This is a genomic window from Cellulomonas sp. P4_H12 (assembly GCF_056400905.1).
Window position 1 is genome coordinate 44,937 of the sequence record NZ_JBFUKJ010000009.1, and the last position, 17,002, is coordinate 61,938.

The 17,002-nt window shown below is 74.0% G+C and carries 23 protein-coding genes; 9 read left to right on the forward strand and 14 right to left on the reverse strand.

Features of this window, described 5'->3' with window-relative positions:
- Positions 1–65 precede the first annotated feature (65 nt).
- On the forward strand, positions 66–638 hold the full coding sequence (locus tag AC1DQC_RS06765) for a flavodoxin family protein (protein WP_477050455.1): 573 nt from the start codon (positions 66–68) through the stop codon (positions 636–638).
- Here AC1DQC_RS06765 and AC1DQC_RS06770 read toward each other — a convergent pair.
- From AC1DQC_RS06770 to AC1DQC_RS06785, 4 genes are all read right to left on the reverse strand, one after another.
- Entirely contained in the window at positions 556–1,293 is a 738-nt protein-coding gene (locus AC1DQC_RS06770; protein WP_477050456.1) for a response regulator, read from the reverse strand. The two genes, AC1DQC_RS06765 and AC1DQC_RS06770, sit on opposite strands and share 83 nt — an antisense overlap.
- Before the next feature lie 49 nt (positions 1,294–1,342).
- The gene (locus AC1DQC_RS06775; RefSeq protein WP_477050457.1) at positions 1,343–1,633 is read right to left on the reverse strand and encodes a dsRBD fold-containing protein; all 291 of its coding nucleotides are present in this window, start codon (positions 1,631–1,633) and stop codon (positions 1,343–1,345) included.
- Positions 1,634–1,780: 147 nt separating this feature from the next.
- Positions 1,781–2,488: a hypothetical protein gene (locus AC1DQC_RS06780; protein ID WP_477050458.1), complete on the reverse strand. Its 708-nt coding sequence runs from the start codon at positions 2,486–2,488 to the stop codon at positions 1,781–1,783.
- 408 nt (positions 2,489–2,896) lie between these two features.
- Positions 2,897–3,604 carry a VOC family protein gene (locus AC1DQC_RS06785; RefSeq protein ID WP_477050459.1) on the reverse strand — a complete coding sequence of 236 codons (708 nt, stop codon included), beginning with the start codon at positions 3,602–3,604 and terminating at the stop codon, positions 2,897–2,899.
- 149 nt (positions 3,605–3,753) lie between these two features.
- On the opposite strand from AC1DQC_RS06785, the gene AC1DQC_RS06790 reads away from it, so the two are divergent.
- On the forward strand, positions 3,754–4,344 hold the full coding sequence (locus AC1DQC_RS06790; RefSeq protein WP_477050460.1) for a dihydrofolate reductase family protein: 591 nt from the start codon (positions 3,754–3,756) through the stop codon (positions 4,342–4,344).
- Here AC1DQC_RS06790 and AC1DQC_RS06795 read toward each other — a convergent pair.
- Positions 4,326–5,585 carry a PP2C family protein-serine/threonine phosphatase gene (locus tag AC1DQC_RS06795; protein ID WP_477050461.1) on the reverse strand — a complete coding sequence of 420 codons (1,260 nt, stop codon included), beginning with the start codon at positions 5,583–5,585 and terminating at the stop codon, positions 4,326–4,328. The two genes, AC1DQC_RS06790 and AC1DQC_RS06795, sit on opposite strands and share 19 nt — an antisense overlap.
- Before the next feature lie 117 nt (positions 5,586–5,702).
- Positions 5,703–6,383 carry a DNA alkylation repair protein gene (locus tag AC1DQC_RS06800; protein WP_477050462.1) on the reverse strand — a complete coding sequence of 227 codons (681 nt, stop codon included), beginning with the start codon at positions 6,381–6,383 and terminating at the stop codon, positions 5,703–5,705.
- A 131-nt stretch (positions 6,384–6,514) separates the two neighbouring features.
- Here AC1DQC_RS06800 and AC1DQC_RS06805 point away from each other — a divergent pair, with 131 nt between their 5' ends.
- The 3 genes from AC1DQC_RS06805 to AC1DQC_RS06815 all read left to right on the forward strand — a co-directional run bounded on the left by AC1DQC_RS06805 (position 6,515) and on the right by AC1DQC_RS06815 (position 9,111).
- A complete protein-coding gene (locus tag AC1DQC_RS06805; protein WP_477050463.1) occupies positions 6,515–7,009 on the forward strand; it encodes a hypothetical protein in 495 nt (164 codons plus the stop codon).
- Between the two features lie 76 nt (positions 7,010–7,085).
- Positions 7,086–8,486, forward strand: a complete 1,401-nt coding sequence (locus AC1DQC_RS06810) for a sensor histidine kinase (protein WP_477050464.1) — start codon at positions 7,086–7,088, stop codon at positions 8,484–8,486.
- Complete coding sequence (locus AC1DQC_RS06815; protein ID WP_477050465.1) at positions 8,479–9,111, forward strand: response regulator; 633 nt, start codon at positions 8,479–8,481, stop codon at positions 9,109–9,111. Before AC1DQC_RS06810 ends, AC1DQC_RS06815 begins: the two co-directional genes overlap by 8 nt.
- Positions 9,112–9,123: 12 nt before the next feature.
- Here AC1DQC_RS06815 and AC1DQC_RS06820 read toward each other — a convergent pair whose 3' ends face one another.
- A complete protein-coding gene (locus AC1DQC_RS06820) occupies positions 9,124–10,260 on the reverse strand; it encodes a DNA polymerase ligase N-terminal domain-containing protein (RefSeq protein ID WP_477050466.1) in 1,137 nt (378 codons plus the stop codon).
- Positions 10,261–10,297: 37 nt separating this feature from the next.
- Positions 10,298–10,774, reverse strand: coding sequence for a PPOX class F420-dependent oxidoreductase (locus AC1DQC_RS06825; RefSeq protein WP_477050467.1), 477 nt, complete (start codon positions 10,772–10,774; stop codon positions 10,298–10,300).
- Positions 10,775–10,854: 80 nt separating this feature from the next.
- Between AC1DQC_RS06825 and AC1DQC_RS06830 the strand changes: the two genes are divergently transcribed.
- Entirely contained in the window at positions 10,855–11,367 is a 513-nt protein-coding gene (locus AC1DQC_RS06830; RefSeq protein ID WP_477050468.1) for a tetratricopeptide repeat protein, read from the forward strand.
- A gap of 3 nt (positions 11,368–11,370) precedes the next feature.
- On the opposite strand, the gene AC1DQC_RS06835 is transcribed toward AC1DQC_RS06830, so the two are convergent.
- Complete coding sequence (locus tag AC1DQC_RS06835) at positions 11,371–12,339, reverse strand: EamA family transporter (protein ID WP_477050469.1); 969 nt, start codon at positions 12,337–12,339, stop codon at positions 11,371–11,373.
- 79 nt (positions 12,340–12,418) lie between these two features.
- Here AC1DQC_RS06835 and AC1DQC_RS06840 point away from each other — a divergent pair, with 79 nt between their 5' ends.
- Positions 12,419–12,973, forward strand: a complete 555-nt coding sequence (locus AC1DQC_RS06840) for a CGNR zinc finger domain-containing protein (protein ID WP_477050470.1) — start codon at positions 12,419–12,421, stop codon at positions 12,971–12,973.
- A gap of 73 nt (positions 12,974–13,046) precedes the next feature.
- Complete coding sequence (locus AC1DQC_RS06845) at positions 13,047–13,415, forward strand: nitroreductase family deazaflavin-dependent oxidoreductase (RefSeq protein WP_477050471.1); 369 nt, start codon at positions 13,047–13,049, stop codon at positions 13,413–13,415.
- A 43-nt stretch (positions 13,416–13,458) separates the two neighbouring features.
- On the opposite strand, the gene AC1DQC_RS06850 is transcribed toward AC1DQC_RS06845, so the two are convergent.
- From AC1DQC_RS06850 to AC1DQC_RS06870, 5 genes are all read right to left on the reverse strand, one after another.
- The gene (locus AC1DQC_RS06850; RefSeq protein WP_477050472.1) at positions 13,459–13,764 is read right to left on the reverse strand and encodes an SHOCT domain-containing protein; all 306 of its coding nucleotides are present in this window, start codon (positions 13,762–13,764) and stop codon (positions 13,459–13,461) included.
- 36 nt (positions 13,765–13,800) lie between these two features.
- Positions 13,801–14,250 carry a DUF6325 family protein gene (locus AC1DQC_RS06855; RefSeq protein ID WP_477050473.1) on the reverse strand — a complete coding sequence of 150 codons (450 nt, stop codon included), beginning with the start codon at positions 14,248–14,250 and terminating at the stop codon, positions 13,801–13,803.
- Positions 14,251–14,498: 248 nt separating this feature from the next.
- Positions 14,499–14,930 carry a Rieske (2Fe-2S) protein gene (locus AC1DQC_RS06860; RefSeq protein WP_477050474.1) on the reverse strand — a complete coding sequence of 144 codons (432 nt, stop codon included), beginning with the start codon at positions 14,928–14,930 and terminating at the stop codon, positions 14,499–14,501.
- A gap of 1 nt (position 14,931) precedes the next feature.
- Positions 14,932–15,498 (reverse strand): DUF6529 family protein, encoded by a 567-nt coding sequence (locus AC1DQC_RS06865; protein WP_477050475.1) that lies wholly within the window; start codon positions 15,496–15,498, stop codon positions 14,932–14,934.
- Positions 15,499–15,529: 31 nt separating this feature from the next.
- On the reverse strand, positions 15,530–16,405 hold the full coding sequence (locus AC1DQC_RS06870; RefSeq protein ID WP_477050476.1) for a sigma-70 family RNA polymerase sigma factor: 876 nt from the start codon (positions 16,403–16,405) through the stop codon (positions 15,530–15,532).
- Positions 16,406–16,573: 168 nt separating this feature from the next.
- Between AC1DQC_RS06870 and AC1DQC_RS06875 the strand changes: the two genes are divergently transcribed.
- Positions 16,574–16,963, forward strand: coding sequence for a VOC family protein (locus tag AC1DQC_RS06875; protein WP_477050477.1), 390 nt, complete (start codon positions 16,574–16,576; stop codon positions 16,961–16,963).
- Positions 16,964–17,002: the final 39 nt, after the last annotated feature.

Sequence of the window (17,002 nt, forward strand, 5' to 3'; positions counted from 1 at the left end):
CCCTGGGGGCCGAGGACGACGACCGACGAGCATGGGGGCACGTCCAGTCGAAGGTGGTGGCAGCGATGCGCGCACTCGTGGTGTTCGAGTCGTCGTTCGGGAACACGGGTCAGGTGGCTCGCGCGGTCTGGGAGGGCATCGTCAGCCGTGTCCGCGACGTCGCCCTGCTGGAGGTGACGGGCGCACCCCACCTGCTGCCGCCCGAGCTCGACCTGCTCGTGGTGGGTGGCCCCACCCAGGCGTTCGGCATGAGCCGGCCGGCCACGCGCGCCGACGCACAGGCGCAGGCCGGGACGACCCCGGCAGAGCCGACGATCGGCCTGCGCGACTGGCTCGCGGCTCTCGACCCTCCCGAGCGCGTGGTGTACGCCGCGACGTTCGACACGCGCATCCACTCGCCGCACGTCCCCGGCTCCGCGGCGGCCGGCGCCATGCGGGCCCTGCGACGTGCGGGCTTCCAGCTGACGGCGGAGTCGGAGAGCTTCTGGGTGACGGGGATCAAGGGTCCGCTGCGCGACGGAGAGCTCGACCGCGCCCGTGCCTGGGGGGTCGGGCTCAGCGGGATCCTGGAGGGGCTGCACCCGGTGGGCCCCGGTGCGCACCGGATGACCGACCCTCGTCCCGTCCCGCCGGTCTGAGATCGGTCGCGGCCGGCTGCGCCCGGTGCTGCTCGGCGATGAACAGCGCCGCCTGCGTCCTGCCGCGCACCTCGATCTTGGCCAGCAGGCTGGAGATGTAGTTCTTCACGGTCTTCTCCGCGAGGAACATCCGGTCGGCGATCTCCCGGTTGGTCAGTCCCTCTCCGATGAGGTCGAGCACCGCGCTCTCCTGCGCGGTGAGCAGGTCCAGCCGGGCGTCGTGGCGGTGCGACTCCCGGACGCGCTCCAGGACCCGGCTGGTCATTGCGGGATCCAGCAGCGACCGCCCCGCCGCGACGACCCGGATGGAGTCGAGGAGCTGCGGGCCACGGATCTCCTTCAGCACGTAGCCGGCCGCGCCGGCCGTGATCGAGGCGAGGAGTGCCTCGTCGTCCTCGTACGAGGTCAGCATGAGGCAGCGCACACCGGGGGCCAGCGACGCGAGCTCGCGGCACACCTCGACGCCGCTGCCGTCGGGCAGGCGCACGTCCAGCAGGGCGACGTCGGCGTCCGCGCGCGGGATCCGCGCGAGGGCCTCGTGGGCCGATGCCGCCTCGCCCACGACCGTCATGTCGGCCTCGGCCTCGATCAGGCGCAGCAGGCCCTGGCGGACGACCTCGTGGTCGTCCAGCAGGAACACCCGGATGGGGGCCATGACGCCACTGTGCACCATCCGTCGCTGCCGAGCACCGCCGTGCGGCTGGTCATGGCCGGAGGTGGACGAGCTGCACGTCGTCGTGCTCGATGGCCTCGATGTCGTCCGAGGTCGCCGACAGCAGCCGGTCCGCCAGGTTGCGCAGCGCGCGGGCAGCGGCGAGCTCCTCGCCGATCTCCGGCACGTCGACGTCGCGAGGCGCGCGGCGTGCACGCCCGTACCCGTCGAGCGTGGTGCCGCTCGAGGTGCTGAGCACCGCGTGCGCCTTCGTGACTCCCGTGTCATGCCTCGCGTCGTCGGCGTCGAACAGGTAGATCGCGACCTTCCAGGTGTGTGTCATGGCACCTGCTCCCTTCCGCTCGGTGGGTCGCTGTCGTCTCCCCGACGGGAGCCGCCCACCTCTMCAGGCTTCGCCCCGCGCACGAGCCGGAGGTAGGGCAGAAGGTCCCCTCCGGCACCGAGCGCGGCCGTGCCGGGCCGCTCGCGCCTACAGCGCAGCAGCGGCGACAGCCGCAGTGACGGGACCCGTGCTGCGCGTCTCGACGGCCACTCCGTCGACCCGCGTCGGCAGACGGACGCCCGCATCCGTGACGTTGACCCGCAGCACGTAGCCGTCGCCCGTCCTCGCCAGGCCCACGCCGCACACCCCCGCCCACCCCGCGAGCTCGGCACGGAGCCGACGCTGCGCCCGCCGAGCAGTCTGGAGGTCGGCCGGCGGCGTGTACATCGCGGGCCGACGTGACAGCTGACGATCCGCCGGCCCGCGCAGGCCCGACCTGGCGCGCACGGGATCGGGACGGGCATCCCGGGGGTCGCCCGGCGACACTGCGACCAGGCGCGCGTGCACCAGCACCGTGCTGCCGGCACGTCGTGCCTGGAGGTCGGCGACGCCGTTGCCCGCGAGGTCGCGCAGCTGCTCCAGGACCGCGCCGCTGACGGGCGAACCGACGTCGAGCGTCATCTCGACGCTCCGGGCTCCCTCCGCCACCGCGTCGAGGACGGCCTGGCGGACCAGGCGCGCACCGCTGTTCGCAGCGTGCAGCCCGTCCTGGACGTGAACGCGGACCCGTGCGCACAACTGGTCGTCGTACCGCGTCACCACGCAGGCACCTCGACCCGTCAGCTCGGAGCAGCGATCCGTGGTGTCGACCATCGCTCCGGCCTCCTCGCCCTGCGTGCCCACCTTGGGCGCCACCAGCACACCGCGCTCCGGCCGCCGCCGCCAGGGCCGAAGGTCCCACGGCCGGATCGGTGCCGGGCGGCCGGGTCCGGGCGGACCACCGCGACGGGGCAGGTTGCGTGGTGCCGCGCAGTCGGCGCTGCGCGGCGACCCGTCGCGCGCCGAGGCCCCCGTCGAGGCGATCGGGACGACGGCCCAGCGCACGCTCACAGTGACCTGGGCTCCCGACGAGGTCGCGATGGAGTCCGTCAACACGGGCGCACCGGCGGCCACGCCCGTCGCGGGTCGGGGCCTCACCGGCATGCGCCATCGCGCGGAGCTGCTCGGCGGCGCGTTCGAGTCCGGGGTTCGCGACGGCGACTTCGTCGTCGGGATGGTCGTGCCAGGCGGGACTGACCGGCCCCGGAATGAGAGGCCGCTGGGCTACCGAGCGCCGTGGAGAAGGAACTCGTGGCCGTCGGGATCGGCCAGCCGGGCCCACCCGTCCGGTGGGCCGTCGAGTCGGGCGGCGCCGAGCGCGACGAGGCGGTCGACCTCGGGATCGAGGTCACCGTCGACCAGGGTCAGGTCGTAGCGCTGGCGGTCCCGCGGTCGCTGCCGGGCGGCCGCTTCACCGTCCCACGAGACCTTCGTCCCGCCGCGCGGCGACTGCACCGCGGTCTCCTCGTGCCAGTCCCAGACCAGGGGCCAGCCCAGCGCGTCGGCCCAGAACAGCCCGACGTCTCGCGTGCCCTCGCAGGTGAGCTCGCCGAGGACGCCGCACCCGGCCAGGAAGGCGTTGCCGGGTTCGATCACGCAGAGCTCGTTGCCCTCGGGATCGGCCAGCACCACGTGACCCTCGTCCGGGAGCTGTCCGACGTCGAGGTGGCGAGCACCGAGCCGCAGCGCGTGCTCGACCGTCTGCCGCTGGTCGTCCGGGCTGCTGCTGGTCAGGTGCAGGTGCACCGGGTTGGGACCGGTCTTGCGCACCGGGCTCGGCGCGAACCGTAGGCCGAGCTGCGTCTCGGACCCCGGCAGCAGGACGCCCCGGGCATCCTCCACCGGGTCGCGGCCCAGCATGCCGGCCCAGAAACCGGCCACGCGCGCGGGCTCGAGAGCGTCGAACGTCACGGCGTCCATCCGGCAGGCCATCCGCCGACCGTAGGCGCGGGTGGCACGTCGCGGCACCCGCATTTTCCCGCTCGCGAGGGACGCCGAGCCGGTGTGTCGGATCGGCGTGGTGCCGTTCGTCGTACTGGGGGAGGGTGGTCGTCGGGACCACCCGGAGTGAGGAGCAGCGCATGACCAAGCTGGTCGCGATCATGTCCATGTCGCTCGACGGCTACGTCGCCGACGCCGAGGACGGTGTGGGCGAGGTGTTCAACTGGTACACCTCCGGGGACGTCGAGATCCGCACGGGCGGGTCGGACCCGATGACGTTCCGGGTCTCCGAGCAGAGCGCGGAGCACGTCCGCGCCCTGACCTCCCGGCTCGGCGCGGTGCTCACGGGACGCCGCACGTTCGACGTCGCCGAGGGGTGGGGCGGCAACCACGCGTGGGGGCCGGCGTTCGTGCTCGCCCATGACGTCCCCGACGGCTGGCCTCGCCCCGACTCGACCGTCCACTTCGTCACCGACGGGCTGGAGAGCGCCGTGCGGCAGGCGAAGGCCGCCGCGGGAGGGAAGGACGTCGGGGTCCACGGTGCCGACACCATCCAGCAGCTGCTGAACGCCGGGCTGCTCGACGAGCTCTCCGTCGACGTCGCTGCCCTGCTGCTGGGCTCCGGGGTGCGGCTCTTCGACCACCTGACGGGCACCCCCGCGGTCCTGGGCAACCCGACGGTGGTCCAGGGCGTCGGCGTGACGCACCTGCGCTATCCGGTGCGCGGCTGAGGAGGCCCCTGCTCCGGCATCGGTTCCAGCGCTTCCTGGCCGCTGGAGGTCCACTGGATCAGCAGGATGGTCGCGTCGTCCTGCAGCACGCCGTTCTGGTGCTCGAGGATCCGCCGACCCACCCGGCGGACGATCTCGGGCAGGGGCACGCCGTCGGCGGCCTCGCGCTCCACGAAGTCCACGAGCCGGTCGACCCCGAAGAACTGGTGGTCCGTGTTCCGCGCCTCCGTGATCCCGTCGGTGTACAGCACGAGCACGTCGTCGGGCTCGAGCCACTCCTCGGCCACGTTGGCGGCCTTCATGTCGAGGCCCAGCAACGGCCGTCGGCCGGAGTCCAGCGTCTTGACCACGCGGCCGCGCCGCAGGAGGAGGGGCGACGGGTGGCCGGCGGCGATGTACCGCAGCCTGCCGGTGTCGAGGTCGAGGTCGCCCAGGACGCCGGTGGCGTACATCCGGCCGGCGAACTCGTCGCCGACCGCCCGGTGGACGGCCTCGGTCTGCTCGAACAGCCCGTGCCCCTCGCGGCGCGAGTTGCGGTAGGCCGCGAGCGCGGTCGCCGCCGCGAGGCCCGAGTGCAGGTCGTGCCCGGTGGCGTCGAAGACGGCGAACTGCGCCCGGTCGGCGGACAACGCGTAGTCGAAGACGTCGCCGCCCACCTCGGACGAGGGCTCGAGGCGACCGCTGACCACGACCTTGGCGGTCCCCGACGTGAGGGGCGGCAGCAGCTGCCAGATGAGCTCGGCCGACAGCGTCCTCGCCGTCTGCCGACGCACCGTGTCGATGGCGTCGCCGTACGCGTCGAGCACCGAGACGAGGTGCCCCAGGAAGTGCGCGAACGACCACAGGTCGTTCAGGAGCCCCTCGTCGCCGAGGCGGCCGGCGTCGCCGACCGTCACCTGCAGCACACCGAGCCGCTCCACCCCGTCGATGATCGGTACCCAGAGGGTCGGCACCCCGTCGCCCAGGGTCGTCTGCACCGTGAGCAGCCGGTACGCGCGCCCAGCGAGGGTGGCGTCGACCGCGAGCGTCTCGGGCTCGGCACGACGATCGCGCGCCATGGGGACGAGCACCGTGTCGCTGTAGTCCGCGAGGAAGACCACGCCCCGAACGTCAAGGTGCGCGATGGCGGCGTCGACCGCGTCCGGGATCAGGTCGGGCGGTGCGAGGTGCGTGCGACGGAGCAGCGACACTAGCGCCTCCAGGGGCGGACCCTGGCCGCGGCCGTCCGGCTCGTCGCTCATCGCTCTCCCGCTCGGTCGCCGACACGTGCACCTTGTCGTCACCCTAGCCAGCGACCGCTCGCAGGGCCGGGCGACGGGCTCGCGCCGCTCGACCGGTGCATCGAACCGGCCTCGCGGCTAGCCCTGGCGGCGGACGATCTCCGCGATCCACGTCGGCGCGTAGGGCGAGGTGCACCCGGGCGGCGTCGGGTAGTCCTTGAGGACCTCGAGGCGCTCGCCGATGCGGATCGCGCGGTCGCGGTGCTCGGGGTGGTGGATCCCGATCGCCGCGAGGCACTCGTTCATGGCCCACTGCAGGCGGTCGGGTGCGTCCTTCATCTGCGCCTCGATCACGTCGAGGAGGCCGGGCAGGTCCAGGCCCTCGGGGGACCTGGCGACGCGGTCGCTGGTCAGCGACCAGCCCGCGCCGGCGACGACCGGGTCGGCGTCGGCGAACCACGCCGTGCGGAGCTCCTCGACGTGCGGGTTCTTCTTCACGACGTAGCTGATCAACCAGTCGTGCACCTTGGGCACGCGCGCCTCGCGCAGCATCGCGTCCAGCTCGGCCGCCGAGTACGCCTTGGGCCGGCAGATGAGGAGGGCGACCAGGCGTCCCGCGGTGTCGCCGGTCGCCCACAGCCGGACGGCGAGGTCGTGGTCGGTCTTCAGGCTCTTGGCCACGGCGCGCAGCCGGCTGAGGTTCACGCCGTGGTCGTCGCCGTGCCGTTCGTTCACCGCGCGGATCCTCGGGTCCTCCAGCGCGGCCAGCTGAGCGAGCACGTCGTCGACGGAGGCCTCGGTCACCGCACCCGTCGCCATGCGCCCTCCCGTTCTCGTCGTCGGTCGTCTCCACCAGACTAGATCGGTACTAGTACCAAGGTCCGATGGCGGGGCGGACCACGCCCGCGGGAGAAAGGAGTCGTCACCGACACGTCGATCGAGGAGTCCTCATGAAGCGCCTGCTCTTCTTCACCGGAGCCGCGATGCTCGCCGCCGTCCCGGCGGCCGTGGGCCTCGCCGGCAACCCGAGCCTGAGCCCGTCGGTCCCCGTCGACCCGCCGAGCCAGGCCGTCGTGGTCGACGACCACGGCGGCGCGACCGACCGCGACCTGCGCACCGAACCGGGAGACGACCGCGCCACCCAGGGCGGCACGACGACCAGCCCGTCGCCGGTCGCGGACACGCCCTCACCGGCCGCGACGGTCGACGACCACGGCGGGCTCGTCGACCGCGACGCGCGCACCGAGCCGGGTGACGACCGCGACCAGAACGGTGGTGGTGCCGCACCGGCCCCGGCACCCGCACCGACCGCGGACGACTCGGGCCACGACGCGGGCGACGACCACGGTGGTTCGTCCGGCAGCGGGTCGTCCGGCGGCGGGTCCGACGACGGTTCCGGGCACGACGCCGGCGACGACCACGGCGGCCATGGCGACGACGACTGAGCCCACGGAGCCGGTCCGCGCGAGCCCCGGAGGCGCGTCGCGGGGGCCGGCCGCCGGTGCGCCTAGGGTGGGCGACGTGCCACCGGCCGACGAGCTCTCCGACCTGACCTGGGTCGACGTGGGCCGCGGCGGGCGGGCCGCCGACGGCGGTGCGCAGCCGCCGGTGCGGACGTGGCGCGTCTTCGGTCAGCTCGTCGCGGCCGCGCTCGTCGTGCTGGTCGTCGTGGTGCTGCTCGGCCTGACGGCGAGCCGACGGATCGCCGAGCAGGAGTCCGTGAACGACGCCGCGCGGCGCACCGACCTGGTCGTGGACGCCGTGGTGCAGCCCGTGCTGCAGGACGCCGTCGCCGCGTCGGACCCGGACGCGGTCGCCGCGCTCGACGCGGCCGTGCGCGACGCGGTGCTCGGGGACGCCATCGTGCGGGTCAAGCTCTGGGACGCCGACGGCCGGATCGTCTACTCCGACGACGACCGCCTCGTGGGCCGCGTCTTCCCGTTGGGCGAGGACGAGGCGGCCGTGCTCGAGCACCCCGCGACCGAGGCCGAGGTCAGCGACCTGGACCGGCCGGAGAACGTGTACGAGCGCGGGCAGGGCAAGCTGCTGGAGGTGTACCGGCCCGTCTGGACGCCGGACGGCACCCCGCTGCTGTTCGAGACGTACAGCAGGTACGACGTGGTCACCGAGCGGTCCACGGCGCTGTGGCGGGGCTTCGCCGGGATCACGGTGACCAGCCTCCTGCTCTTCGTGGTGCTGATGCTGCCCGTGCTGTGGACCCTGGTCGACCGCCTGCGCCGGGCGCAGCAGAACCGGGAGGTCCTGCTGCAGCGCGCCGTCGAGGCGTCGGACGAGGAGCGTCGTCGGATCGCGGCCACGCTGCACGACGGTGTGGTCCAGGAGCTCGTCGCCTCGTCGTTCGCGCTGGCCGGTGCCGCGGACCGGGCGGACCGCTCGAGCGCCCCCGAGCTGGCCGAGCCGCTGCGGGAGGCCGCCGCGACCGTGCGCGCGAGCATCCAGGGTCTGCGGTCGCTGCTGGTCGACATCTACCCGGCGAGCCTGCAGACCGCCGGCCTGGGAGCGGCCCTGACGGACCTCGTCGGGGGGCTGGCCGCGCGGGGTGTCGACGTCCGGCTGGTGCTGCCGCCGGAGGGCACCAGCCGCCTGACGGTCGAGCAGGACCGGCTCGTCTACCGCGTCGTGCAGGAGACGCTGCGCAACGCGCTCGCGCACGGGCACGCCTCGCAGGTGGTGGTGAGCCTCGCCCGCGACCGCGGCGAGGTCGTCCTGCAGGTCGAGGACAACGGTGTCGGGTTCGACGCGCCGGCCGTGCTCGCCGCACCGCCCGAGGGACACTTCGGTCTGCGGATCCTCGGCGACCTCGCGTCCTCGGCCGGTGCGCGTCTCGAGGTGGGATCGGCGCCCGGCCGAGGGTGCCGCTGGCGGCTGACGGTGCAGGAGGCGGACGCGACGCATGGCTGACGACGACGTCACGGTGCTGCTGGCCGACGACCACCACCTGGTCCGCTCGGGGCTGGCCGGGCTGGTCGACGGCGCGGCGGGGATGCGCGTGGTCGGGCAGGCCGCCGACGGCGTCCAGGCGGTGGCGCTGGCGGACGAGCTCCGACCCGACGTCGTGCTCATGGACCTGTCGATGCCGGTGCTCGACGGCATCGAGGCGACCCGGCGGATCGTCGCCGGTCGGCCGGACGCCGCCGTCGTCGTCCTCACGTCGTTCTCCGACACCGCGCGGGTGGGCGACGCCCTCGCGGCGGGCGCCATCGGGTACCTGCTCAAGGACTGCGACCCCCGCGACCTCGTGGCCGCCGTGCGTTCCGCCGCCCGAGGTCACGCCCCGCTCGATCCGCGCGTGGCGCGGTCCCTGCTGCCGACGCGGACCGAGTCGCCGGTGGACCGGTTGAGCGCGCGGGAACGGCAGGTGCTGCGCCTGATCGGTCAGGGCATGGCCAACAAGCAGATCGGGCGCGCGCTCGGGATCAGCGAACGGACGGTCAAGGTGCACGTCGGGCACGTGTTCCGGCAGATCGGCGTCACCGACCGGACCAGCGCCGCCCTGTGGGGCAAGGAGCACCTCGGCGACGAGTGACGCGTCGGCGCGTCACCGACCCGCGCGGCCGTTGCTCACCGCGCGCCAGTCGGCCGAGCGGGTGCCGGGCAGGTACGGCGATGCCCGCCGCTTGGCCACCACCCCCGCGAGGCGGTTCTCGCGGCTGGCGGCGAGCACGTCCGGACCGGGTCCGGGGAACGACGGGGGAACCTGCCACGACGGCCCGGCCAGGCCGAGACCCTCCAGCAGCCGGCGACGCTCGTCGTAGGGCAGCGCGGTCGTCGACCGCCCGTCGAGGTGCAGAACGTCGACGAGCAGGTACGTCACGGGGACGGTGCGCGCCAGGCGCCGCGCCGCCGCGCCGCTCAGGTCCGCGCGCTGCCGCAGGCGACCGCCGTCCGGCGCGCCGTCCGCGCCCAGAGCGACGAGCACGCCGTCGAGCACCGTGGGCGTCGACCCGAGCTGCTCGCCCATCCCCGCGAGCTCGGGGTACGAGCGGGTGACGTCGAGGTCGTCGCCCGACACGACGCGGACGCGCCCACCGTCGACGTACGCCGCGGCGCGGACGCCGTCCCACCGCATCTCGTACGCCCAGCCGTCGTCCTCCGCCGGCAGCGCGCCCTCGACCGCGAGCATGGGCCGGACGAGCGCGGGCACGGCCTCCCAGTCGGGTCGGCTCGGCGGGTCCATGCGGTGCACCATCCAGCTGCGGCCGTCGTCGGGGGCGTCGGCCGGCCGCGCCTTCGGGCGCGTGGCGAACAGGACGTACCGGCCCTGCACGCGCTCGCCGTGCAGCACCACCTGGACCTCGCGCTCCGACCAGTTCAGCAGGTCGTAGGTGCCGTGGTCCCAGACCGTGACCTGACCGCCGCCGTACTCCCCGGCCCCGATCCGTCCCTCGAAGGTGGCGTACTCGAGCGGGTGGTCCTCGGTGTGCACGGCGAGGTGGTTGGTCTTCTGGTCCTGCGGCAGCCCCTTGGGCACGGCCCACGAGACGAGGACGCCGTCCCGTTCGAGGCGGAAGTCCCAGTGCAGCGCGCGCGCGTGGTGCTCCTGGATGACGAAGGTCCGACCCTCGCCCGGCGGGACCGCCGTACCGGGCGCGGGCACGGGCTCGGGCGTGCGCGCCGGGTCCCGCTTGGCGCGGTACTCCGCGAGCGGTTCGGCGTCGTGGTCGTTCTCGGGCACGTGCCGAGTCTCCCGCCGCGCCACCCGCCGGGCGAGGTCAGCCGTCGAGGCGTGCCGCGACGTCGGCGGGGAAGCCGCCGGTGGCGACGGGCCCCCACCGCGTCGGGGTGATGCGGATCAGCGACTTGCCCTGCACGCGCATCGCGGCGCGGTACTCCTCCCAGTCGGGGTGCTCGCCGGCGATGCACCGGTAGTAGTCCACCAGCGCGTCCTCTGCCTCCGGCATGTGCAGCACCTCCGCGTCGCCGTCGACCTGGACCCACGCGCCGCCGAAGTCGTCGGACAGCACGCAGACGCTGACGCGCGGGTCACGCTCGACGTTGAGCGCCTTGGCGCGGCCGGGGTAGGTGGAGACGACGAGCCGCCCCTGGTCGTCGACGCCGCCGCTCACGGGCGACACCTGCGGCCGTCCGTCGGCGCGGGTGGTGGCCAGGACGAAGTGGTGCCGGTCGCGGACGAAGTCGAGCAGCCCGGGCAGGTCGACCGTCTGGGTGGTGGCGATGGATCGAGGCATGGCCCCACCGTAGGAGCCGACCGGCCGCGGCGCGCKACCGGGCGGAGCCGACAGCCGCCGCGGGCTGGCAGGATCCACGGGTGGAACCTCTCACCGATCACCTGCGCGGCGCGATCGCCGCCGGGTACGCCGCCCGCGACCGCAGCGACATGGCGCCGACCATCGCGTACTTCGAGCAGCTGCTGGCCGAGCACCCCGACCATCCGGTGCTCGTGCTCGAGGTGGCCGGTGCGTACGACACGGCCGGCCGCGAGGACGAGGCGGCCGTGCGGTACGAGCGGGCGCTGGCCCTCGGCCTGGAGGGGGACCACCTGCGCCAGTGCCTGTGCCAGTACGGCAGCACGCTGCGCTGGCTCGGCCGGCTGGAGGAGTCGGTCGCGGTGCTCGAGGGCGCCCGGGCGCGGTTCCCGCAGTCGGACGCGGTGCGGGTCTTCCTCGCCCTGTCGCTGGCGGAGGCGGGGCGCACGGACGCGGCGGTGGCTCAGCTGCTGACCGTCATCACCGACCACCCGGACAGCACCGACCTCGGCCGGTACGCCGTCGGCCTGGGCGGCCTCGCGCGGTGGCTCGAGGAGGGGCGGCCGTCCGAGTAGGACTCAGACGGTCGCGTCGACCACGGGCCGGGGGAGCGGGACGGGCGTGGGCAGCTCCGGCACGTCGGTGCCGCGTCGGACGAGCGCGATCCCGGCGACCACGAGCACCATCCCGGCGATCTGCAGGGGCAGCGGCGCCTCACCGACCAGGGCCCACGCGAGCAGCACCGCGACGAGCACCTCGGACAGGGCCAGGAACGACGCGAGCCGCTCACCGAGCAGCCGCACGGACACCGCGCTGACGCCGTACGCGAACGCCGTCGGCACGGTCGCCACGACGAGGAGCGGCACGATCCAGTGCACCTGGGCGCCGAGCAGGTCGACGCGCACGTCGGGTGCTGCGAGCGGCAGGATCCCGAGGACGGCGGCCAGCGCGACCGTCAGGGCGCCCACGGCCATGCCCGCACCCGCCAGGCTGATCGAGGGGAGCTCGGTGCGCCGGCCGGTGAGCGCGAAGTAGGCGGCGTTGCCGACCGCGGAGACCAGGGCGAAGACGAGCCCGACCGCGTCCAGCTCCAGGGACCCGGTGAGGTCGAGGACGAGGACCAGACCGCCGGTCGCCAACGCCGCGCCCACCAGGGTGGCGCGGGTCGGTGCCTGCCGCTCGCGTGCCCATCGCCAGCCCACGAGCAGGAGCGGGCCGGTGTACTCGATGAGCAGCGCGACGGCGACGGGGAGCCGGTCGACCGCCAGGTAGTACATGGTCGACGCGGTGGCCACGCCGAGCACACCGAACCCGAGGACCGTGCGCCACTCGTCGCGCAGGACGTACCAGCGCCCGCGCAGCGCCCACGCGGCGGGACCGGCCAGGAGCAGGGCGGCGACCGACAGGCGCACGAGGATCGCCGACCCCGGCGACCAGCCGGCGACGAGCAAGGGCTTGACCACGGGTCCGCTGGTCGCGAAGGCGACGGCCGCGACCAGCCCGGCTGCGATGCCGGCGGTGCGGGTCGACGTGCTCGTCGTGCGCATCGCCGCGCTCCATCCGCTTGTCATGAGTGAAATCCGACTACACTCATGACAGTAGCCCGATCCGGCAACAGGAGTCAAAGTGGTTTTCGCACCTGACACGGAGCTGAACCTCGCTGCCGCCGTCGAGCTGGTCAACACCGCGCGGCGTCGCGACCAGCACGACGCGATGGCGACCCTCGAGGACGTCACCGAGTTCTACGCGCGGTGGGGCTACACGGCTCGGCACGACGGCGACGCGGGGGAGCTGGACGCCGTACGCGACGCGCGCGACCAGATCGCCGCGCTGTGGGACGTGGACCGCGACGAGGCCGCCGGCCTGCTCAATCAGATGCTCGCGCGCGGGGGAGCGATCCCCTCGCTCGCCCGGCACGACCAGTTCGACTGGCACCTGCACGGGACGGCGCCGCACGCGCCGCTGGCCACGGTGATCCTCGTGGAGACGGCCATGGCGATGGTGGACGTGGTGCGCGGCGACGAGTACGACCGGGTCCAGCGCTGCGAGGCGGACGACTGCGACGCGGTCCTGGTCGACCTGTCGCGCAACCGCTCGCGCCGGTTCTGCGACGTGAACGGCTGCGCCAACCGGGCGCACGTCGCCGCCTACCGTGCTCGCCGGGCAGGGTCGGCGTCGTGACCCAGGACGAGCGAGCCGCTACGCCCACCGAGGTCGATTGCACGCACGGCACCTGCCGGCGCACAGTGAGCGGGTGGACACCTCACTCGCCAGCGCCCTGCACCGCAGCCAGATCATCGATCTGACGACCACCGGCCGGCGGTCCGGTGAGCCGCGGCGGATCGAGATCTTCCTGCACGACCTGGACGGCCGGCTGTTCATCTCCGGCACGCCCTACCCGCACAAGCGCGCGTGGCTGCTCAACGTCGAGGCGGACCCGCGCGTGGTGGTGCATCTCAAGGACGGCGTGACGGCCGACGTCGCAGCCACGGCCCGGGCGGTCGACGACCCGGACGAGCGACGTCCGCTGATCGAGGCGGCGGCCCGGCGGTGGGGCCGGGACGACGTCGCGCTCATGATGGAGCAGAGCCCGCTCATCGAGCTGACGGCGCAGGACGACTGAGCGTCCCGGGCCGACGTGGGTCGACCCGGGACGCTCAGGTGCGTCAGCTGGTGAGGATGCGGTTCTTCTGCACCTCGAACTCGATGTCGCTCAGCACGCCGGCGTCCCGCAGGGACCCGAGCTGCGCGAGCTGCGCCAGCTTGGCATCCATGTCGGCGGGGGCCGGCGCGGCCGGGGCGGGCGGCGGGGGCGGCGGCGCGGCGTAGACGGGCTGCGCCTGCTGGGGCTCGGGCGGTGCCTCCTGCGCCGCCCAGCGCCCCGCCTGGCGGCGCGACACGCGGTTGGAGACGGCGGTGGCGGTGCCGGCGACGACGGCCGTGCGTCCGACCGCCCGGATCAGTCCTGGCATGGGGGTGCTCCTTTGTCGATGGGGGTGGGGTCGGTGTCAGCCGACGGCTTCGGCGGCGTCCAGCGCGGCGATGATCGCCTGCACGGGGATGCGTCCGCTGGCGACCAGCTGGCCACCGGCACGACGGAGTGCGACAGCGAACGGGGCGGCCCAGACGTTCTCGTAGATGACCACGCCGGCCGCGTCGCCGGGCTCGAGGGCGTTCGCGGCCTCGGCGATGTCGTCGTCGCCGATCAGGCCCGACGAGGCGCCCTCGAAGATGGTCAGGTCGATGCCGCCGTCCTTCAGCTGCTCCAGCTCGAGGGCGGACACCGAGCCGTCCTCGGCCTTCTGGATGAAGACGAGGTCGAGGATGCGGATGATCCCTCGGTCTACCAGGTCCACCAGGAGCGGGAACGCCTCTCCGTTGAGATGGGCGTCCGGGAACGCCACCACCAGGTAGTCGATCGGGCCCGTCTCCTCGAGTCCGGTCAGGTCTTCGGTCATCGGCTGGTCCTCTCCCGTGCGGCTGTGTCACCGCTGCTGACGTGCCCTTCGAGGCGAACGTATCAGGGGGTTCCGATGCCCGACAGTGGGTGGTCTGACCCAATTGCCCGGCCACCTGTGAGTACCCCGCCGGATCGGCTCCTGCGCAGGCCAGCGCGCCTATCCGCGGAGCGCCGCGAGGAGCGCACCGACGGTCACGGCGGCACCGGCGATCCACACGAGCGTCGGCAGCCGCTGCCAGAAGGGCCTCACGCGCGGACCACCTCGCCGTCGTCGGTCAGCACCACGTCGACGGTCTCGAGCGGCTCCGTCGCCGGGCCCTGCACCACGGCGCCCGTCGCCGCGTCGAACTCGCTCCCGTGGCAGGGACAGCGGATCACGCCGCCGCTCACGCCGCCGACGAGGCAGCCCTGGTGCGTGCACACGGCGTCGAAGCAGTGGACGGTCTGGCCGCTGCGCGTCAGCACCAGCTTCTCGTCACGGAGCACCAGCCCACCGCCGTCCGGGACGTCCTGGACGGCGGCGAGCGGGCCCGATCCCTTGCCGGAGCTGTCGCCGTGGTCGTCGTCCTGGGGCGGCGGTCCCAGCGCGACGAAGGCGACGTACCCCGCCGCGCCGGCCACGACTGCGACGCCGGTGCCCTCGAGCACCGCGCGGCGGCCGACCTCGCGAGCGGCCACGTCAGTAGCCCACGTACCCGGACTGGCCGAAGAACCAGTACGCGGAGCTGAACCAGAGGATCACGAGGACGGCCGCCAAAAGACCCCCCAGCACCGGCACGGTCGCCGACGGCAACCCGCGCAGGCGCAGCGCCAGCATCTTCGCCGCGAAGACGCCGTAGAAGACGCACCCGGCCACCGAGTGCACGAGCACCCGGGTCGACCCGTCCTCGAACCCCAGCGACCAGACGCAGTGGAAGACCACCGGGAGCGTGAGCAGGAACGCGGCGACCCCGCTCCACCGGTGCAGGCCGGCCACCCACCCGGGCGCCTCCGTCACGCCGGGCAGCCGGCCCCACAGGGCGAGCGCGGAGAGGACCTGGACGACGACGAGCACGGCGGCGGCGGTGGTGAGCCACGCCTTCATCTGCAGCATCCCGCTGAAGCCGAACGTCGTCAGCGCGGCCCCGTCGCCGGGATGCACCTGGGCGTACGCGGCCAGAGCTGCGGCCACGGCGAGGCCGACCGCGCCGAGCGCAGCCAGTCCCCACTGCGCCGGCCGAGCGACCTGGCGCGCGTCGGTGCCCACCCGTCGATGGTGCTCCGCGCCGGCCGTGAGGTCACCACCCGAGCGCGACGGGATCGAGCTCACGCAGCACGGCGGGGTCCATGATCAGCCGGATCTGGACGATCCGGTCGTCGACGACGGTGAAGGCGAACGCGGAGCGCGCGATGCCGCCGGGCGCCCACATGGCGCCGACCGCGCCCCCGAGCAGGGCCAGCTCCGCGGTGTGCGCCCGCCCGGTGAAGTACCGGGCGACCGCGTCGGCGCCGTCGGCGTCGGCCGCGTCGAACCGGGCGATGACCGCGTCGGCGCGGAGCTCGACGTCCGGGTCGAGCATCGAGAGCAGCGCCTCGAAGTCGCCGCCCCGCGAGGCGGCGAGGAAGGCCTCCACGACGTCCCGCTGCCGGGACAGGTCGGTCTCGGGCGCCGCCGGCGCGCCCTGCACCCGGCGCCGCGCGCGGCTGGCCAGCTGGCGCGTGGCCTCGGGGGTGCGGCCGACGATCGGCGCGATCTCGTCGAAGGGGAGCCCGAACATGTCGTGCAGGACGAAGGCCAGCCGCTCGGCCGGGGTCAACGTCTCCAGGACGACGAGCATCGCGAGGCCGACCGACTCGGCGAGCACGGCCTCGTGCTCGGGGTCGACGACGGACGACTCCGCCCCCGTACGCGGGTGCGGCACGTCGACGTCGAGGGCGTCCTCGCGCCGTGACGAGCGACTGCGCAGCCGATCGAGGCACAGCCGCGCGACGACCGTGGTCAGCCAGCCGGCCAGGTTGTCGACGCCGTCCGCGTCGGCGCGGTCGAGCCGCAGCCAGGCGTCCTGCACGGCGTCCTCCGCCTCGCTGGTCGAGCCGAGCATGCGGTACGCGACGGCCCGCAGCCGGCCCCGGTTCTCCTCGAAGCGCCGGGCCAGGTACTCGTCGTCGCTCATCGGGAGCTCCTCTCGCGGGGTCGTCACCAGCCTGACGGATGTCGACGGCGGGACGTGACGGGTGAGGTGCTGCACGGATGTGCAGATGCCCTGGACGGTTGTCCGGCGGCGGCCTAGCGTCAGGATGCCGGCCCGCCGACGGACGGCTGGCCCGCACGGGAGGGCCTCATGCTCGCCGACCACAACGCCATACCCGTCCTCGCGGTCACGGACCTCGAGCGGGCCCGCGCGTTCTACGAGGGGACGCTCCGTCTCACGAGCGTGGGCGACGTCCCCGAGGGCGTCATGTACGGCACCGCGAACGGCGGGATGCTCGTGTACCCGTCGGCCTACGCCGGCACGAACAAGGCCACCGGGATCTCGTTCCAGGTCCCGGAGGCGGCGTTCGCCGACGAGATCGCGGCGCTGCGCAGCGCGGGCGTGACGTTCCAGACGTTCGACGTGCCCGCGGACTACGGCACCTGGAACGACGGCGTCCTGTCCGGCGGCGGGATGACCGCCGTCTGGTTCGCGGATCCCGACGGCAACGTGCTCAACGTCGAGTCGCACTCGGGCTGATCGGGTACGGGCGGCGGCGCGGGCCGCCGCCCGGCCGGT

What these genes read in the sequence shown, in the direction of transcription:
- AC1DQC_RS06775 (WP_477050457.1), bottom strand. Translation starts at nt 1,633, where the DNA reads ATGACACACACCTGGAAGGTCGCGATCTACCTGTTCGACGCCGACGAC.
- AC1DQC_RS06805 (WP_477050463.1), top strand. Translation starts at nt 6,515, where the DNA reads ATGAAGCGCCTGCTCTTCTTCACCGGAGCCGCGATGCTCGCCGCCGTC.
- AC1DQC_RS06785 (WP_477050459.1), bottom strand. Translation starts at nt 3,604, where the DNA reads ATGGCCTGCCGGATGGACGCCGTGACGTTCGACGCTCTCGAGCCCGCG.
- AC1DQC_RS06795 (WP_477050461.1), bottom strand. Translation starts at nt 5,585, where the DNA reads ATGAGCGACGAGCCGGACGGCCGCGGCCAGGGTCCGCCCCTGGAGGCG.
- AC1DQC_RS06825 (WP_477050467.1), bottom strand. Translation starts at nt 10,774, where the DNA reads ATGCCTCGATCCATCGCCACCACCCAGACGGTCGACCTGCCCGGGCTG.
- AC1DQC_RS06855 (WP_477050473.1), bottom strand. Translation starts at nt 14,250, where the DNA reads ATGACCGAAGACCTGACCGGACTCGAGGAGACGGGCCCGATCGACTAC.
- AC1DQC_RS06765 (WP_477050455.1), top strand. Translation starts at nt 66, where the DNA reads ATGCGCGCACTCGTGGTGTTCGAGTCGTCGTTCGGGAACACGGGTCAG.
- AC1DQC_RS06770 (WP_477050456.1), bottom strand. Translation starts at nt 1,293, where the DNA reads ATGGCCCCCATCCGGGTGTTCCTGCTGGACGACCACGAGGTCGTCCGC.
- AC1DQC_RS06870 (WP_477050476.1), bottom strand. Translation starts at nt 16,405, where the DNA reads ATGAGCGACGACGAGTACCTGGCCCGGCGCTTCGAGGAGAACCGGGGC.
- AC1DQC_RS06790 (WP_477050460.1), top strand. Translation starts at nt 3,754, where the DNA reads ATGACCAAGCTGGTCGCGATCATGTCCATGTCGCTCGACGGCTACGTC.
- AC1DQC_RS06815 (WP_477050465.1), top strand. Translation starts at nt 8,479, where the DNA reads ATGGCTGACGACGACGTCACGGTGCTGCTGGCCGACGACCACCACCTG.
- AC1DQC_RS06800 (WP_477050462.1), bottom strand. Translation starts at nt 6,383, where the DNA reads ATGGCGACGGGTGCGGTGACCGAGGCCTCCGTCGACGACGTGCTCGCT.
- AC1DQC_RS06835 (WP_477050469.1), bottom strand. Translation starts at nt 12,339, where the DNA reads ATGCGCACGACGAGCACGTCGACCCGCACCGCCGGCATCGCAGCCGGG.
- AC1DQC_RS06875 (WP_477050477.1), top strand. Translation starts at nt 16,574, where the DNA reads ATGCTCGCCGACCACAACGCCATACCCGTCCTCGCGGTCACGGACCTC.
- AC1DQC_RS06850 (WP_477050472.1), bottom strand. Translation starts at nt 13,764, where the DNA reads ATGCCAGGACTGATCCGGGCGGTCGGACGCACGGCCGTCGTCGCCGGC.